Origin of the sequence: Pseudarthrobacter sp. NPDC058196, from assembly GCF_042882685.1 — a bacterium.
Classification (GTDB): Bacteria; Actinomycetota; Actinomycetes; order Actinomycetales; family Micrococcaceae; genus Arthrobacter.
In genome coordinates this window covers 60,233-76,611 of the sequence record NZ_JBHVVN010000003.1, presented here as the reverse complement: position 1 = coordinate 76,611, position 16,379 = coordinate 60,233, and the positions used below count along the sequence as shown (strand labels likewise).

12 protein-coding genes and 2 tRNA genes are annotated in these 16,379 nt (G+C 66.8%); 12 read left to right on the top strand and 2 right to left on the bottom strand.

The genetic code is table 11. From position 1 onward, the window contains the following. Positions 1–58 precede the first annotated feature (58 nt). The 6 genes from serA (at position 59) to ACFVVC_RS05385 (ending at position 9,361) form a co-directional block, all read left to right on the top strand. A complete protein-coding gene (gene serA / locus ACFVVC_RS05410; protein WP_109045023.1) occupies positions 59–1,648 on the top strand; it encodes a phosphoglycerate dehydrogenase in 1,590 nt (529 codons plus the stop codon). 217 nt (positions 1,649–1,865) lie between these two features. Next, on the top strand, positions 1,866–4,664 hold the full coding sequence (locus ACFVVC_RS05405) for an ABC transporter permease (RefSeq protein ID WP_387449984.1): 2,799 nt from the start codon (positions 1,866–1,868) through the stop codon (positions 4,662–4,664). After that, complete coding sequence (locus ACFVVC_RS05400; RefSeq protein WP_018760051.1) at positions 4,661–5,416, top strand: ABC transporter ATP-binding protein; 756 nt, start codon at positions 4,661–4,663, stop codon at positions 5,414–5,416. The genes ACFVVC_RS05405 and ACFVVC_RS05400 overlap by 4 nt, the downstream gene beginning before the upstream one ends. A gap of 36 nt (positions 5,417–5,452) precedes the next feature. Then, positions 5,453–7,006 carry a methionine--tRNA ligase gene (metG, locus tag ACFVVC_RS05395; protein ID WP_387449981.1) on the top strand — a complete coding sequence of 518 codons (1,554 nt, stop codon included), beginning with the start codon at positions 5,453–5,455 and terminating at the stop codon, positions 7,004–7,006. An 85-nt stretch (positions 7,007–7,091) separates the two neighbouring features. Continuing rightward, the gene (locus ACFVVC_RS05390; protein WP_387449979.1) at positions 7,092–8,144 is read left to right on the top strand and encodes a 3-isopropylmalate dehydrogenase; all 1,053 of its coding nucleotides are present in this window, start codon (positions 7,092–7,094) and stop codon (positions 8,142–8,144) included. 104 nt (positions 8,145–8,248) lie between these two features. Beyond that, a complete protein-coding gene (locus tag ACFVVC_RS05385) occupies positions 8,249–9,361 on the top strand; it encodes a branched-chain amino acid aminotransferase (RefSeq protein ID WP_285247621.1) in 1,113 nt (370 codons plus the stop codon). 76 nt (positions 9,362–9,437) lie between these two features. Here the strand turns inward: ACFVVC_RS05385 and ACFVVC_RS05380 are convergent, their stop codons facing one another. After that, the gene (locus tag ACFVVC_RS05380; RefSeq protein WP_387449977.1) at positions 9,438–10,031 is read right to left on the bottom strand and encodes a hypothetical protein; all 594 of its coding nucleotides are present in this window, start codon (positions 10,029–10,031) and stop codon (positions 9,438–9,440) included. Between the two features lie 136 nt (positions 10,032–10,167). Between ACFVVC_RS05380 and ACFVVC_RS05375 the strand changes: the two genes are divergently transcribed. Genes ACFVVC_RS05375 through ACFVVC_RS05360 form a run of 4 tightly spaced genes read left to right on the top strand, consistent with a single transcriptional unit; the run spans position 10,168 to position 14,095 of the window. Further along, the gene (locus ACFVVC_RS05375; RefSeq protein WP_387449975.1) at positions 10,168–10,995 is read left to right on the top strand and encodes an MBL fold metallo-hydrolase; all 828 of its coding nucleotides are present in this window, start codon (positions 10,168–10,170) and stop codon (positions 10,993–10,995) included. Between the two features lie 5 nt (positions 10,996–11,000). Beyond that, positions 11,001–11,777, top strand: coding sequence for a fumarylacetoacetate hydrolase family protein (locus tag ACFVVC_RS05370; RefSeq protein WP_387449973.1), 777 nt, complete (start codon positions 11,001–11,003; stop codon positions 11,775–11,777). A gap of 57 nt (positions 11,778–11,834) precedes the next feature. After that, a complete protein-coding gene (gene gltX, locus ACFVVC_RS05365; protein WP_387449971.1) occupies positions 11,835–13,349 on the top strand; it encodes a glutamate--tRNA ligase in 1,515 nt (504 codons plus the stop codon). Further along, positions 13,349–14,095 (top strand): HAD family hydrolase, encoded by a 747-nt coding sequence (locus ACFVVC_RS05360; protein WP_387449969.1) that lies wholly within the window; start codon positions 13,349–13,351, stop codon positions 14,093–14,095. The genes gltX and ACFVVC_RS05360 overlap by 1 nt, the downstream gene beginning before the upstream one ends. A gap of 21 nt (positions 14,096–14,116) precedes the next feature. Here ACFVVC_RS05360 and ACFVVC_RS05355 read toward each other — a convergent pair whose 3' ends face one another. Next, positions 14,117–15,676, bottom strand: coding sequence for a hypothetical protein (locus ACFVVC_RS05355; protein ID WP_387449967.1), 1,560 nt, complete (start codon positions 15,674–15,676; stop codon positions 14,117–14,119). 299 nt (positions 15,677–15,975) lie between these two features. Here ACFVVC_RS05355 and ACFVVC_RS05350 point away from each other — a divergent pair. Further along, positions 15,976–16,047: transfer RNA gene (locus ACFVVC_RS05350), tRNA-Gln, on the top strand. Positions 16,048–16,175: 128 nt separating this feature from the next. Next, positions 16,176–16,251, top strand: a tRNA-Glu gene (locus ACFVVC_RS05345). Positions 16,252–16,379: the final 128 nt, after the last annotated feature.

The window sequence follows — 16,379 nt, the reverse complement described above, 5'->3', positions numbered from 1 at the left end:
CCTTTCCGTCGGCCTAGACTTGTTTCCATCCCCAGGACTGCAACGCAGAGGATCAGCCGTGTCAAAACCCGTAGTACTGCTCGCCGAAGAACTTTCCCCCGCCACCGTCGAGGCCCTCGGCCCGGACTTTGAAATCCGCCAGACTGACGGCGCAGACCGTTCCCAGCTGCTCTCGGCGATCAGTGACGTAGATGCCATCCTGGTCCGCTCCGCCACCCAGGTGGACGCCGAAGCCATCGCCGCCGCCAAGAACCTGAAGGTCATCGCCCGTGCCGGCGTGGGCCTGGACAACGTTGACATCAAGGCGGCCACCCAGGCCGGCGTCATGGTGGTCAACGCCCCCACGTCCAACATCGTTTCCGCCGCCGAGCTGACCGTGGGCCACATCCTCAGCCTGGCCCGCCACATCCCGCAGGCCAGCGCAGCCCTCAAGGACGGCGAGTGGAAGCGCTCCAAGTACACCGGCATCGAGCTGTTCGAAAAGAAGATCGGCATCATCGGCCTCGGCCGGATCGGCGCCCTCGTCGCAGCCCGCCTCAAGGGCTTCGACACCAAGATCCTGGCCTACGACCCCTACATCACCTCCGCCCGCGCGGCGCAGCTTGGCGTGCAGCTGGTCACCCTGGACGAGCTCCTTGCCCAGTCCGACTTCATCACCATCCACATGCCCAAGACGCCTGAGACCGTGGGCATGCTCGGCGCGGACGCCTTCAAGAAGATGAAGAGCACCGCCTACGTGGTCAACGTGGCCCGCGGCGGCCTCGTGGACGAGGAAGCCCTCTTCACTGCCCTGCAGGACGGCGAAATCGCCGGCGCCGGCGTCGACGTCTTCGCCAAGGAACCCAGCACCGACCTGCCGTTCTTCAAGCTCGACAACGTTGTGGTGACCCCGCACCTGGGCGCCTCGACCGACGAAGCCCAGGAAAAGGCCGGCGTCTCCGTGGCCAAGTCCGTCCGCCTGGCGCTGGCCGGCGAACTGGTGCCGGACGCCGTCAACGTTGCCGGCGGCGTCATCGCACCCGACGTCCGCCCGGGCATCCCGCTGATCGAAAAGCTGGGCCGCATCTTCACCGCGCTGACGCACGCCTCGCTCACCCAGTTCGACGTCGAAGTGGCCGGCGAAATCTCCTCCCTGGATGTCAAGGTGCTCGAGCTGGCCGCGCTGAAGGGCATCTTCGCCGACATCGTGACCGAGCAGGTGTCCTACGTCAACGCACCTGTCATCGCCGAACAGCGTGGCATCAACGTCCGGCTGATCACCACCCCCGATACCGAGTCGTACCGCAACGTCCTGACGCTCCGCGGCGCCCTGAGCGACGGCAGCCAGATCTCCGTGGCCGGTACGCTCACCGGACCCAAGCAGGTGGAGAAGCTGGTGGGCATCAACGGCTTCGAAGTCGAAATCCCCATCAGCGAGCACCTGGTGGTGGTGGCCTACACCGACCGCCCCGGTGTCATCGGCACCATCGGCCACATCCTGGGCATGAACAACATCAACATCGCCGGCATGCAGGTTGCACGTTCCGACGAAGGCGGCCAGGTCCTCGCCCTGCTGACCATCGACAGCTCCGTTCCCCAGCAGGTGCTGGACGCCATCAAGGCCGGCATCGGCGCTGAAATGGTCCGGGAAGTGGACCTGGAAGACTAACGCGACACACCGGCCGAAACGCCGAAGCCGCTCCTCCGCGCGGGCACGCCCGGGCGGAGCCACGTATGATTGGCCGGTCTGCTTACAATGGCTTGGTCCTGGTTCAGGACCGTAGCCGGCAGACCGGCCAATACCTTTTGCACATCCGTCCGCCATTGCCCACGTCTGCCCGGGCGGTTGGAAGTGTGCGCACGCAATCCAGGTTTCAGGGAGTTCCATGAACGCCGTCCAGAGGTTCATCAGAAGCAGGGTGCTGCTGTTGACCGCGGCCATCTTGATCGCAGCCATGTGCTTGTCGGTCGTCGTCCAGAGCCAGTCACAGGCCGCGCTCAACAGGACAATCGACGAAAATTCGAGGGGGCTCTACGACATCCTGGTCCAGGCCAAGGCGCCCTCCGGAGCACTCCTCCAGCCCGAGATCGCAAACGGCGCCGGCGGCATCGGCTTCGACCAGCTGGACTCCATCCGGAAACTCTCCGGCACGTCCGTTGCCGCACCCATCAGCCTCGTCTCGCGGGTAACCCAGAACCTGGAGACGCCCCGGCTCGACGCCATGGACTACCTCGGCTACAACGCCGGGCTGGCCGGCACCGCCACCGCCGACCAGGCCGCAGGCGCCACCGCCCCGAACCAGTGGCCGGCGGCCGAATCAGTCCTCAGCGACACTGCCAAGAAGTACCGGCTGACCGCCAGCGCCGTGAGCTCGGACGGGAACTCCGAGCAGACCCTCTTTAAGACCACCGCCGAAGGCTCCCTGGGCAAGGCACGCCTCGTCGAAGAGAAGGCCCAGGGCGGCAGCAGCATCCGCATCGCCGCACCGGCAGGGGAGACCGGCATCAAGTTCCCCAACCCCGCCGGCGGCTCCGAGCACAACCTCTTCAACCTCTCCGTGGCTCTGCCGCTGGCCCCCGAGGTCACCGAATCCGTCGTGGCAGTAGACCCGGCGTCCGAACGGGCCCTGCTGGGCTCCGCAGGCGACTTCCTGGCCCCGCTGGAAAAGGCGCCCCCCGCCGACGCCCGTGACGCCGGTGCCGTGGGACGGTACCTGGAAGGCCTCTTCACCAACGGCATCAGCATGGACCAGCTCAAGGAAGGGCCGGACTTCCTGGGCGTCAAGCTCAAGTACTGGGCCCCCCTGATGACCCAGTACCAGCAGGCCAAGCGCACCGGCCAGCTCACCGGCGGGTCACAGGCCGTGCCGCTGATCGTCCGCTCGGGCACGTCGCTGGACCTGAAGTACAACGTCAAGATCGAGGAAGTCGACGACGCCGGCAAGGTGGTCAAGGACGTCGGTACCGTGTCCAAATCGCTGGGCAAGGATTACCTGCCGTTCGTGTCCAAGGACCCCTTCGCGCTGTCCTGGCCCGGCTCCACCGACCACTCGTCCCTGCTGGGCAACAACGGCAACTTCAACCAGGGCCTCTACACGCCCGCCAAGTGGAGCACCAATTTCGCCGGCGCTCCCAAGTACACCGACGGTGACACCGCCGCCAACGGTGCGGTGGACAAGACCGCAGTTCCCGGTGACTGGGTAACCGTGAACCGGCTGCCGGACAAGGCCGCCAGCGGTGCCCCCGTGGACCAGACCCAGCGCGATCCGGTGGACGAGCGTTCATACCGGGACAACCTGTCAACCGGCCAGCAGCAGCCGGCCCAGCCGCTGCCCATGGTGTACGGCACGTTCGACCCCGCTGCCGTGGCCGCCGCCTCAGGTGACGTCAACAAGCTTCCGCTTGGCGGCTACGACCCCACCCCGTTCACCCTGGTCAAGGACGCCGCTGGCAAAGATGTTCCCGCCGCGGAACTGAAGCCATCCTTGAGTGCCACGGGACTGGCAAGCCAGTCTGCCGGTGCGATAACCGACTACTACGGCCTCGCGGCAGCCCGCGGCTACAAGCAGAACGCCGCAGTCATCGACGCCGTCCGCGTCCGGGCCAAGGCTCCGGGCAGCTGGAAGGAAGCCCAGCCTGAGGTGGAGAAGCTCGCCGCCGAAATCCGTGCCATGGGCCTGGACGCCACCATCGTGGCAGGTTCGGCCCGCGAGGACACCAGCATCGCCGTCCCCGGTTACTCCAAGGACGGAGCGGGCAAGGAGTCCCCGCTGGGCACGGTCCAGCAGTCCTGGGTCCGGCAGAATGCCGCCGACGCCGTGGCCGGATCACTGTCCGGAACCAACGTCACCCTGTTGTTCCTCACCCTCTGCGGCGCAGCCCTGCTGACCGGGGCGTCAACCGTCAGCTACATCCGGAAGCGCCGCAGCGAGGCCGGAACTCTGCGGGCCATGGGCTGGACGCAACGGCGGATCCGCACCTGGGTCCTGGAGGAGTTCGGCGTGGGTGCCGTCCTGCTCGCCGCCGCCGGGGTCCTGTTGAGCTTGTTGAGCTGGAGCCTGCCGACCGCCCTGGTGTGCGCCGCCGTCGTGGTCCTCTACTGCGGCGCGGCCCTGTTCGCCGCGCAACAGCTGCGCCATCGTGACGTGATCGACCAGGAACCGCAGCATGACGAGCGGCTCATTCCGGTCGATTCGCCGCTCACGTTCGCCAACCGGCAGCTGGGCACCAACAAGTTCAACACCCTGTCCCTGGCCGTGGCGGTGGGTGTGTTCGGCGCCGCCGTCGGCGGCCTGATCGCCCTGCTGATCGACATTCCGCGGGCCGCGGGTGCCAGTGCCCTGAGTGGACTGGCCGCGGCCAGCGTCACGCTGCCCAGCATCCTGCTGGCCGTGGCCGGCGTGGCTGTGGGGCTGGTGCTCACGCTGGTGACCGGCCGCTTCGAGCTCAACGCCAAGCGCCAGTACCTGGGCATCCTCCAGGCGATGGGGTGGAACCCGGACATGCTTCGCCAGGTGCGTTTGTTCGAGAACGCGCTGGTGGGAACCGTGGCCTTGCCGCTGGGCGTGCTGGGCGCCCTGGGCATCGGCCTGCTGCTGGCACCCTACGCGGCCATCTGGGCCGCCGTGGCCGGGCTGGTGGCTGTACTTTGCTGGATACCAATTGCAACGAAAGTGGTCCAATGACAAACCCGACGAATGTCCAGCGCAGCCGCCGGAGCGGCTCCACTGAGGTCCCCCTGCAGACCCGGGCCAACACCATCGTCAAGTCCGCCGATCACGCCACCCCGCTGGAGATGCGCGATATCACCATCCGGTACGGTGGCGGAAAGGGCGGCGCCGAGGCAGTCAGCGTGGTGGAGGGCTTCGACCTGACCCTGCACGCGGGGGAGATGCACTGCGTCGCCGGCCGAAGCGGTTCGGGCAAGACCAGCATCCTGACCGTTGGCGCGGGGCTGACCCTGCCGACCTCGGGCCGGGTCTTCTGGGAAGGCGATTCGCTCGAAAGCATGGGCGACGACGAAATCGCCGACCGCCGCCGTGCGCTTATCGGCTACGTGGACCAGGGCGGGGCCCTGATCGACGGCATGAGTGCCCTGGAGAACGTGCTGCTGCCCGCAGTGCCCGACGGCGAAGTGGAGCAGCGGCGCGACATGGCCAAGGACCTGCTGGACCTGGTGGGTCTTGGCCGCCGCATGCGGCACCGCCCGGCCCAGCTCTCCGGTGGTGAACGGCAGCGCGTGGCCATCGCCAGGGCACTGATCCTGGGCACCCGGGTCCTGGTGGTGGACGAACCCACGGCCAGCCTGGACCGCGCCTCCGCCAACCGCATCATCAGCATCCTGAAGGACACCACCTCTGACGGCATCGCCGTCCTGGTGGCCTCGCACGACCACGAACTGGTCCGGCTCAGCGATACCCTGACAGAACTGATCTAGCCCACCCGCTTACGCACCGAAGGTAACCGTCCGACCGTGACTGCTTCAGAGAAAACGCCGTTCTACATCACCACGGCCATCACCTACCCCAATGGCGTGCCGCACATCGGCCACGCCTACGAGTACATAGCAACCGACGCCATGGCGCGCTTCAAGCGGCTGGACGGCTATGACGTGATGTTCCTGACCGGCACCGACGAGCACGGCATGAAGATCGCCCAGGCCGCAGAGAAGGAAGGCATCACGCCCAAGGAACTGGTGAACCGGAACGCCGAGATCTACAAGGCGGCGCACGCCGCCCTGGGCGTCAGCTATGACCGGTTTATCCGGACCACGGATGAGGACCACTACGCCGCGTCCCAGGCCATTTGGAAGAAGATGGAAGCCAACGGCGACATCTACCTCTCCAAATACGAAGGCTGGTACTCCGTCCGGGACGAAGCCTTCTACGGCGAAGATGACACCGTGGTGAAGGACGACGGCGTGCGCTACTCGAAAGAGACGGACACCGAGGTGACCTGGACGGCTGAGGAGAGCTACTTCTTCAGGCTGTCCGCCTACCAGGACAAACTGCTGGCGCTGTACGAGGCGCACCCCGAATTCGGCGCGCCGCAGTACCGGTTCAACGAGGTCATCAGCTTCGTCAAGCGCGGCCTGGAAGACCTGTCCATCAGCCGGACCACATTCGACTGGGGCGTCCCCGTTCCGGGCAACGACAACCACGTCATGTACGTGTGGGTGGATGCGTTGACCAACTACCTCACCGGCGTGGGCTACCCGGACGTCGACTCCGAAAAGTTCCGGAGGTACTGGCCTGCCGACGTGCACGTCATCGGCAAGGACATTTCCCGCTTCCATGCGATCTATTGGCCGGCGTTCCTGATGAGCGCCGGGCTGGAACTGCCGAAGCGTGTCATGATCCACGGATTCCTGAACAACAACGGGGTCAAGATGTCCAAGTCCCTGGGCAACGTGGTGGCCCCCGCCGATTTCGTGGCCCGCTACGGCCTGGACCAGGTGCGCTTTTTCTTCCTGCGTGAGGTCCCGTTCGGGGCGGACGGCAGCTACAACCATGAGGCCATCGTGGGCCGGATGAACTCGGACCTGGCGAACAACTTCGGCAACCTTGCCCAGCGGTCCCTGTCCATGGTGGCCAAGAACTGCGGCGCCGCAGTCCCCGCCCCCGGCGGGTTCACGGCCGCGGACACCGCCATCCTGGCCCAGGCCAACGGGTTGCTCGACGCCGCACGTGCCGCCTTCGACAAGCAGGAATTCAGCCGCGCCCTGGAGGCCATCTGGGCCGTGCTGGGGGACACCAACGCCTACTTCGCCGAGCAGGCGCCCTGGGTGCTCCGGAAGACGGACGTCGAGCGCATGAACACGGTGCTGTACGTGACGCTGGAGGTGCTGCGGATCGTGGCGATCCTCGCCCAGCCGGTGATGCCCGGCGCCACAGCGAAGCTCCTGGACGCCCTGGGCCAGCCGGAGGGCGCCCGCCAGTTCGCCGCGATCGCCACGCCGATCGTTCCCGGTACGGCGCTGCCCGCTCCCGTTCCCGTGTTCCCCAAATTCGAGGAACCCGCAGAATAGGGCGCTAACACGCGGGAGGATGCGCTCCTGTCCACATTCTGGGATAGGTTGACCAGCATATGGATGACTTGGCTACCCTGAAAACATGAGCGCATCCTCCATCGATCTTGCAGTTATTCCCGGCGACGGCATCGGCCCCGAAGTCATTGCAGAGGCCCTCAAAGTCCTCGAAAAGGCTGTGGCCGCGGAGGGCGTGCAGCTGAAGCCGACGCATTACGAGCTCGGCGCCGAGCATTGGCTCGCCACCGGCGAAACCCTGCCGGACCACGTCCTGGCGGACCTGAAGACGCGCGACGCGATCCTCTTCGGCGCCGTCGGTGCCGCCCCGGGCGACACCCGCATCCCGTCCGGAATCATCGAGCGCGAGTTGCTCCTCAAGCTCCGCTTCAGCCTGGACCACTTCGTCAACCTGCGGCCCTCGCGGCTCTACGGGACCGTCGGCAGCCCGCTGGCAAACCCCGGGACCATCGACTTCATCGTGGTGCGTGAAGGAACCGAGGGGCCCTACGTAGGAAACGGCGGCACACTGCGCGCCGGAACCCCGCACGAGGTCGCCACCGAAGTGTCCCTGAACACCGCGCACGGTGTGGAGCGCGTGGTCCGCGACGCCTTCCGCCGCGCCAGCCTCCGCGAACGCAAGCACGTCACCCTGGTCCACAAGCACAACGTCCTGGTCTTCGCCGGGCATCTCTGGAAGCGCACCGTCGAAGCTGTCGCCACGGAATTCCCCGGGGTCACCCACGACTACCTGCACGTTGATGCCGCCACCATCTTCATGGTCACGGACCCGTCCCGCTTCGACGTGATCGTCACCGACAACCTGTTCGGCGACATCATCACCGACCTCGCCGCTGCCATCACCGGCGGCATCGGCCTGGCGGCGTCCGGCAACATCAACATGGACCGCACCGCGCCCTCCATGTTCGAGCCCGTCCACGGTTCCGCGCCGGACATCGCCGGCCAGGGCAAGGCCGACCCCACCGCTGCCATCCTCTCCGCAGCACTGCTGCTGGACCACCTGGGCTACGCCGAAGCCGCACGCCGGATCGAAGCCGCTGTTGTTGCGGACGTCGAGAAGCGCGACGGCACCGCCCGCAGCACCAGCGCCGTCGGCGACGCCATCGCCGCCGGACTCTAGCCCACGCCGGAGGCCCCGGCATCGGGCGTAAGCTTGACTCGAATCACCAAATGCCGCCTCGCTGTTCAACGCTGAACCCCGGGGCGGCCGATCGTGGAGGAACCATGACTCAGACCGCCCATGGCGTCGAATTCACCCGGCAGCCTTCGGAGAACCCGAAGTCCGCCGAAGAGCGTGCAGCCATCCTGGCAAACCCGGGATTCGGCAACTACTTCACCGACCACACCGCCATCGTCGACTACAGCGTTGACGCGGACGGCAACGGCGGCTGGCACGATGCCCGGATCGAGCCCTATGGCCCGATCGTCCTTGACCCTTCCGCCGCTGTGTTCCACTACGGCCAGGAAATCTTCGAGGGACTCAAGGCGTACCGGCACGCCGACGGCTCCGTCTGGACCTTCCGGCCCGAGGCGAACGCCGCCCGGCTGAACAAGTCGGCCCGCCGGCTGGCCTTGCCCGAACTGCCGGCCGAATACTTCCTCGGGGCCATCCGCGAACTGGTGGCTGCCGACAAGGAATGGGTGCCCTCCGGCGACGGCGAAGCCCTCTACCTGCGCCCCTTCATGATTGCCACCGAGGCGTTCCTGGGTGTCCGCGCCGCCCGCGAGGTGTCCTTCCGGGTGATCGCCTCTCCTGCCGGCAACTACTTCGGCGGCGAACTCAAGCCGGTCTCCATCTGGATCTCGCGCCAGTACGCCCGCGCCGGCCGCGGCGGCACCGGCGACGCCAAGTGCGGCGGCAACTACGCCGCTTCGCTCATCGCGCAGCAGGAGGCCGAAGCCAACGGCTGCAAGCAGGTCCTGTTCCTCGACCAGGCCAATGACAACGCCGTGGAAGAGTTGGGCGGCATGAACGTCTTCTTCGTCATGAAGGACGGCTCCCTGGTTACGCCCGCCCTCACCGGCACCATCCTGGAGGGCGTCACCCGGATGTCCGTGATCCAGGTGGCCAAGGACATGGGCCGCGACGTTGCCGAGCGGAAGATCACCCTTGACGAGTGGCGCGACGGCGTGGCCTCCGGCGACATTGCCGAAGTGTTCGCCTGCGGCACCGCGGCTGTGATCACCCCCATCGGGGTACTGAAGGATGCCACCGAGTTCATCGGCTCCGAGGACGCCAAGGCCGGGGAAACCACCATGGCCATCCGCGAAAAGCTCCTGGGCATCCAGACCGGCGCCGAACCTGACACGCACGGCTGGCTGACCCGCCTGGCCTAGGCACACCACGCGCGACGGCGCCTCCCGGACTTGGGTCCGGAAGGCGCCGTTTTGCGTTGCCGCAGGCGGTGCCGGGTCAGCGGCGCGCGGCTTTCCGGGCAGCGTTCTTCATCGCTTTGCGGGACACGGGCTTGAGCGCCTTGCGGGCAGCTTCCTCCGCCAAGGCGCGGTTGCGCCGGGCGTCGATGAGGTCGTTCCAGAGCGTGGTGGCGAACACGCCGCCATCCTGGGCGTAGACGTCGTAGGGGTAGCCGGCGTAGACGGTGGGGGTGGAGCCGCTGCTGAACAGGTCCTTGCCGCCGGCCTGTGCCACTGCGTCGCCGACAGCCCACGTCCTGGTCAGGTGGCGGATGAGGTTTTCCTGGACGAAGACGGCGGCGTCACCGGATCGGGAGGCCTGGTCCAGCAGCGCCTGCAGGTCCGCGGCGATCAGTGCGGCGCCGGCCTGGTCAGCAGGCGCGGGGGCGGCGGAGAGTTCCGCCGTGATGCCCGTGACGGCATCCGTCCAGTCGGTTGTTTCGCGGAACTTCTTCCACGTGGGAAACCAAATGATGCTGCCCGTGGCGTGGTTGTGGATGTGCAGGAGGCCGGTGGCCTTTTCGGTCGCCGAGTGGTCGTGGCCGTCCGCGTCCGCTTGGGCGAGAAGGTCGGCGAGTGATGGTGTGCTCATGGGGCGGTGTCCGGCTTCCTGGTGGAGATCACTGTGCTGTCACAGGTTGCCAACCCGCGCAGGCAGCCGATCTATTCCGCCTGCGCCTTACCGGGAAGGGGTGGGGCAGGGCGGGGCTTGATGCAAGGATGGATCAGTGACCCCAGTTACCGGCCCCGGCCTGCAGCGCAGCTCCCACCTCACCCAGTTCATCCTGGCACCCAACCCGGGTCCCATGAGCCTGGACGGCACCAACTCCTACGTCCTGCGCGCCCCCGGCCACCCGTCCGTCGTCGTGGTGGACCCCGGCCCGCTGGACGAAGCCCACCTGGCCGCCGTTGCCCGGTCCGGCGTCGTCGAACTGGTCCTGGTCACGCACCGGCATGCGGACCATACTGCCGGTTCGGCCCGCCTGCACGAACTCACCGGAGCGCCGGTACGTGCGGCTGACCCCGGCCACTGCCACGGCGGGGGAGCCCCACTGGCCGACGGCGAACTGATTCAGGCAGCGGGAGTAGACATCACGGTGCTGGCCGCCCCCGGCCACACTTCGGATTCCGTGTGCTTCCACCTCGCGGCCGACGGTCAGCACGGCTCGGTGCTGACCGGGGACACCGTCCTGGGCAGGGGCACCACCGTCCTGGACTTTCCGGACGGCACGCTGGGGGACTACCTCGCCACTTTGGACCGGCTGGAGGCAATGGGGAACGCGACCGTGCTGCCGGCCCACGGCCCGGTGCTGCCGTCCCTGCGGGACATCGTCCGGGACTACCGCCGGCACCGCGAGGAACGGCTGGCCCAGATCCGTGCCGCGCTCCGCAGCCTGGGCGGGGACGCATCCGTGCGTGAGGTGGCGGACGCCGTCTATGCCGGCGTCGACCCTTCCGTCAGGCGCGCCGCCGAACTGTCCGTGGCCGCACAGCTTTCCTACCTGCGCGGGCCCGAGGGCGGCAGGCAGGACGGCGCCGGCGAAACGGTAGGGTAGGAACCATGCGTATTGCGAGGTTTGTTGTCGATTCCGATCCCCTGTACGGCGTTGTGGAAGGTGATAGCGGCAGTGAGGAAGTCACTGTCATCCACGGTGACCCCTTCTTCAACGGTGTGGAGCGCACCTCCGTGCGCCACAAGCTGGAGGACGTCCGCCTGCTGGCGCCCATCATCCCGCGGAGCAAGGTCATCGGCGTGGGCCGGAACTTCGTGGAGCACGCGCATGAGCTGGGCAACGAAGTGCCCGCCCAGCCGCTGCTGTTCCTGAAGCCAAACACCGCTGTGGTGGGACCGAACGACCCCGTGGTCCTGCCGGAGTTCTCCGAAGAAGTCTCCTTCGAAGCCGAACTGTGCGTGGTGATCGGCAGGATCTGCAAGGACGTCCCCGAAGACCGCGTTGACGATGTCATCTTCGGCTACACCTGCGGCAACGACCTCACCGCCCGCGATGTCCAAAAGACCGACCTGCAGTGGACCCGGGCCAAGGGCTTCGACACCTCCGCTCCGCTGGGCCCGTGGATCGAGACCGATCTCGACACCGAGGACCTGCGGATCCAAGGCCGGCTCAACGGGGAAATCCGCCAGGACGGCAGCACCAGCCAGATGATCCGCGGCGTCCGGGAGCTCGTGTCCGTCGTCTCGCACGCGTTCACCCTGTTGCCCGGCGACGTCATCATGACCGGAACACCGGCGGGCGTGGGACTGGTCAAGGAAGGCGACCGCTTCGAGGTGGAGATCGAGGGCATCGGCCGGTTGTCCAACCCGATTGTCCGCCGCTGACGCTGGCTTACGCGCGGAAGGCCGGAGGGCGGCCAGGCGGGTAAAGTTGGAGCCACTATGACTATCGCTTCTTCGTCGCTTGCCGCCTCCATTCCTCCCGTCACCGCAGAGACACCCGTTCGCGTCCGGTTTTGCCCTTCACCAACGGGCACCCCGCACGTCGGTCTGATCCGGACCGCGCTCTTCAACTGGGCCTACGCCCGCCACACCAAGGGCACCCTGGTCTTCCGGATCGAGGACACGGACGCGGCACGGGACAGCGAAGAAAGCTACCACCAGCTGCTGGACGCGCTGAAGTGGCTGGGCATCGACTGGGACGAGGGTGTCGAGGTGGGCGGCCCGCACGAACCGTACCGGCAGTCCCAGCGCGGCGACATCTACCAGGACGTCATCAAGCGCCTGCACGACGCCGGATTCATCTACGAGTCCTTCTCCACTCCGGAGGAGATCGAGGCACGCCACCGCGCCGCCGGCCGGGACCCGAAGCTGGGCTACGACGGCTTCGACCGGCATCTGACCGAGGAGCAGCTGGCACAGTACCGGGCCGAGGGCCGGCAGGCCGTCCTGCGCCTGCGCATGCCGGACGAGGACATCACATTCACCGACCTGGTCCGCGGCGAGATCACGTTCAAGGCCGGATCCGTGCCCGACTTCGCCGTGGTGCGTGCCAACGGTGCCCCGTTGTACACCTTGGTGAACCCCGTGGACGACGCCCTGATGGGGATCACGCACGTGCTCCGCGGCGAGGACCTGCTCAGCTCCACGCCGCGCCAGGTTGCCCTGTACCGGGCCCTGTACGCGGTCGGCGTTGCCGAATACATGCCCGAGTTCGGCCACCTGCCGTATGTGATGGGCCAGGGAAACAAGAAGCTCTCCAAGCGGGACCCCGAGTCCAGCCTCTTCCTGCACCGCGAGCGGGGCTTCATCCCGGAGGGGCTGCTGAACTACCTTTCCCTGCTTGGCTGGTCGCTGAGCGCCGACGAAGACATCTTTACCGTCGAACAGCTGGTGGAGCACTTCGACATCCACGACGTCCTGGGCAACCCCGCGCGTTTCGACCTGAAGAAGGCCGAGGCCATCAACGGCACGCACGTCCGGATGCTTGAGCCCAAGGTCTTCCGCGACCGGGTGGCGCACTACCTGCGCGACGCAGGCCTGGTGGGGGAGATCCTGACCGACCGCGAGGAAGAAATCCTCACCGAAGCCGCGCCGCTGATCCAGGAGCGCATCACGCTGTTGGGTGAGGCGCCGGACATGCTTGCTTTCCTGTTCAAGGCGGACGACGCCGTCGACATCGCCGACGACGCCCGCAAGGGCCTTCCGGAGAACCTTTCCGAGGTGCTGGATGCGGCACTGGCCGCGCTCGAACCGGTGGCGGACTGGACGGCGGAGAACATCCAGGCTGCACTCAAGCAGGCCCTGGTGGAGGACATGGGCATCAAGCCGCGCCTCGCGTTCGGGCCTGTCCGGACAGCTGTTTCCGGCCGGCGGATCTCGCCGCCGCTGTTCGAATCGATGGTCATCCTGGGCAAAGAATCCTCCCTGCGCAGGCTCCGCGCCTTCCGCGGCTGATGACCGCCCCAAGCGAGGCCCGGTCTGGTGCACAGCGCACGCCCTTTGGCGTGGTCAGGGGCATCCTGTTCGACATCGACGACACCCTGGTGGACCTTGAATACTCGATGACCACCGCCCTGCGCGAGGTCAGTGAACACCTCCTGCCCGGCCTGGACCAGGCCGGGTGGGAGCGGTTCGGGCGGATTTTCACGCATGAGACCACGCACTATTACGACCGCTACCTCGCCGGCGAGCTGACGTTCAACGAACAGCGCCTCCTCCGGGGCCGCGCAGCCCTGGGCCACTTTGGCGTGGAATTGGCCGACGGCGATGAATCGCACCGCTGGCTGGCCGCCTACGTGGAAAAGCAGCCGTCCTACGTGAAGCCGTTCCCGGACGTTTCGCCGCTCCTTGACGTTTTGGACGCCGCCGGGATCCCGTACGGCGCCGTCAGCAACAACGTCCACGATTACCAGCGTGCCAAGCTGGACGGCGCCGGCCTTGAACGCGTAAAGCACCTCGTGGGAACGGACACCCTGGGCGTGGCCAAGCCGGATCCGGCCATTTACCTCGAAGGGGTCAGGCTCCTGGGCACCGTCCCTGCGGAGACGATGTACGTGGGCGATAACCGGCTGCTGGACGCGGAAGGCTCGACGGCGGCCGGCCTGGTTGGCGTCTGGCTCAACCGGAACGCTGAGACCGCGGCCCACTTTGGTGGAACCGCGGTCACCACGTTGGCGGACCTGCTCCCTCTCTTCGCGTAGGTCCTGGCCGGGCTGCCTTCGTCAGGCGGCCTTGAGCCGGGCGGCGCGGCGAAGGATGAGATACCCGCCGACGGCGGCCCCCACCAGCAGGGCGATCAGCAGCAATGCCGTGACGGGGCTGTCCAGCCAGGACGACGGCGACACGGCGGCCACCTTCGTGTGCAGTTCCTGGGTTCCGGCCGCGATCCTGGCATTGCCCTCCGCGAGCTTGCCGGCGCCGTCGGCGAGCCTGCCCGAACCGTCATCAAGCTTCCCGTTGCCGTCGGCGAGTTTTCCGGTTCCATCTGCCAGCTGGGCGGACCCCGACTGCAGCTGGCCCGTGCCCTGGCTCAGGGTGGTGGTGCCCTCCGACAGCGCCTCGGTCCCGGCCAGGAGTCCCGGGTTGGCGGGGTCGCCGCCGCCATTCACGCCGGCACTGAGCTTGGTGGTGCCGTCCTGGAGGTTGTTGGCGGCGTAGATCAGCCCGGGGCTCTCGGAATCGCCGGGGACGCCATCCATGCCGGTCCGGATCTTTGCCGTGCCGTCCGCCAGCATCGAGGTACCCAGCACGACGCCGGGGTTTTGGGGATCCGTGGCGTTGAGCTTCTCCGCCAGGGTGGCGAAGCCCGCTTTCAGCCGGCCGGCGCCGTCATCCAGCTGGGCGGCTCCCGCGGTCAAACTGCCGGTTCCGGCCTTGAGCTGCCCGGCACCGTCGTTTAGCTTTGCTGCTCCCGCATCGAGCTGCCCCGCTCCTGCGTAGGCGCGCCGTCCGCCGTCGGCCAACTTGGCGATCTGGTCCTTGATGACGGCAAGGGGAACCAGCCCCTGGGGCCCATTTGCTGCGGCCTCCAGCTGGTCCAGCCCCTGGCTGAGCGCAGCCAGCCCGTCGCCCTTCGTGGGATCGTTGCCGGCGCCGGGGTAACCCTTCAGCTGCGCTGTTCCGTTCTTCAACGCCGTTGTCCCTGCGCTCAGGCTGGTGGCACCGGAGTCGAGCTGACCTGCGCCTGCCGCGAGCCGGCCCGTCCCCGCTGCCAGCTGTCCTGCACCGTCGGCAAGGTTGTTGGGTGCGTTGCCGGCGGCGGTGGGGGTGAGCGCGGCGGAAAGTGCCACAGCGCCGGCCTGGAGCTTCCGGGCGCCGTCATCCACCTGGTAGACGCCGGGAACGAGTTTGTTCAGGACGTCATTTTGCAGCTTGGTGGTGCCGGCATGCAGCTTGTCCACTCCGGGGGCGAGCTGGTCCCGGACGCCTGAGTAGATCTTGCCGGCGCCCGATTGCAGGGCGAGGGCTCCGTTGTTGAGTTGGCTGGTCCCGTCCTTGACCTTGAGCGATCCGTCCTGCACTTGCGCGGCGCCCTTGTTCGCTGCGCCCGCGCCCGCTGCCAGCTGGCCGGAACCGTCCTTGAGCTGGGCGGCGCCTGCCGCGGCTTGTTCCGCCCCGTCCATCAATTGGGCGGAGCCGTTGGCGATCTGGCCCGTGAGATAGGTGTAGAAAGCGAGGAAGAGGACCAGTAAGAGGGAGAGGGCCATGATGGCGATGAATTGTGGCCGGGGTTTGCGGGTTGCGGATGCAATGGTTGCTGTACGGGTTGTCAACGCTGACACTTCCTAACTTCCGCCGGACAGCGATGTCCGGTGGCGAAACCGTGATTGGCAGGGCGGTCCCATGACCTCGTGGGTGCCCTTGGTGACAGGGCGGGGGGCTTGTTACCGATCGGTAACTTACTCGAGGGTAACCATAATGCTGGATAACGGGCAAGGGTTTGGATAGTTCCCTTTTGCGGGAACCGGAGGCGCGGGGCGCGGCGGATTTGTGCGAGCCCGAAGTCTCGGGTAAAGTAATTTCTCGTGCTGAGGCGCACGGAGCGGGGAAAATGCCCTGAAATCCGGCCCGAAAGTGCCATTGGGATATGGTGTAATTGGCAACACTACGGTTTCTGGTACCGTCATTCTAGGTTCGAGTCCTGGTATCCCAGCTCTGGTTTGAAGCCCATGCGGGCCGAAAAAACAGTAGGTTTCCACTCGGTTCACCGATTTGAAACCACGGCAAAGTGTGTGAAATACTCACTGAGCCGAGCAGCCGAAATGCTGCCGGAAAGTACACGGCCCCATCGTATAGCGGCCTAGTACGCCGCCCTCTCACGGCGGTAACGCGGGTTCGAATCCCGCTGGGGTCACCATGGAATGGTCCCGGGCATCAGCCCGGGACCATTTTTGTTTGTCCGGAAACTTCTGGCGAATAATCCCCGCTCAATGGACTAAACTCCTCGTCCTACGGCGGGGAGTGGACCTCCGGGCGGGGAATGCG

What these genes read in the sequence shown, in the direction of transcription:
- ACFVVC_RS05405 (WP_387449984.1), top strand. Translation starts at nt 1,866, where the DNA reads ATGAACGCCGTCCAGAGGTTCATCAGAAGCAGGGTGCTGCTGTTGACC.
- ACFVVC_RS05400 (WP_018760051.1), top strand. Translation starts at nt 4,661, where the DNA reads ATGACAAACCCGACGAATGTCCAGCGCAGCCGCCGGAGCGGCTCCACT.
- ACFVVC_RS05390 (WP_387449979.1), top strand. Translation starts at nt 7,092, where the DNA reads ATGAGCGCATCCTCCATCGATCTTGCAGTTATTCCCGGCGACGGCATC.
- ACFVVC_RS05385 (WP_285247621.1), top strand. Translation starts at nt 8,249, where the DNA reads ATGACTCAGACCGCCCATGGCGTCGAATTCACCCGGCAGCCTTCGGAG.
- ACFVVC_RS05380 (WP_387449977.1), bottom strand. Translation starts at nt 10,031, where the DNA reads ATGAGCACACCATCACTCGCCGACCTTCTCGCCCAAGCGGACGCGGAC.
- ACFVVC_RS05370 (WP_387449973.1), top strand. Translation starts at nt 11,001, where the DNA reads ATGCGTATTGCGAGGTTTGTTGTCGATTCCGATCCCCTGTACGGCGTT.
- gltX (WP_387449971.1), top strand. Translation starts at nt 11,835, where the DNA reads ATGACTATCGCTTCTTCGTCGCTTGCCGCCTCCATTCCTCCCGTCACC.
- ACFVVC_RS05360 (WP_387449969.1), top strand. Translation starts at nt 13,349, where the DNA reads ATGACCGCCCCAAGCGAGGCCCGGTCTGGTGCACAGCGCACGCCCTTT.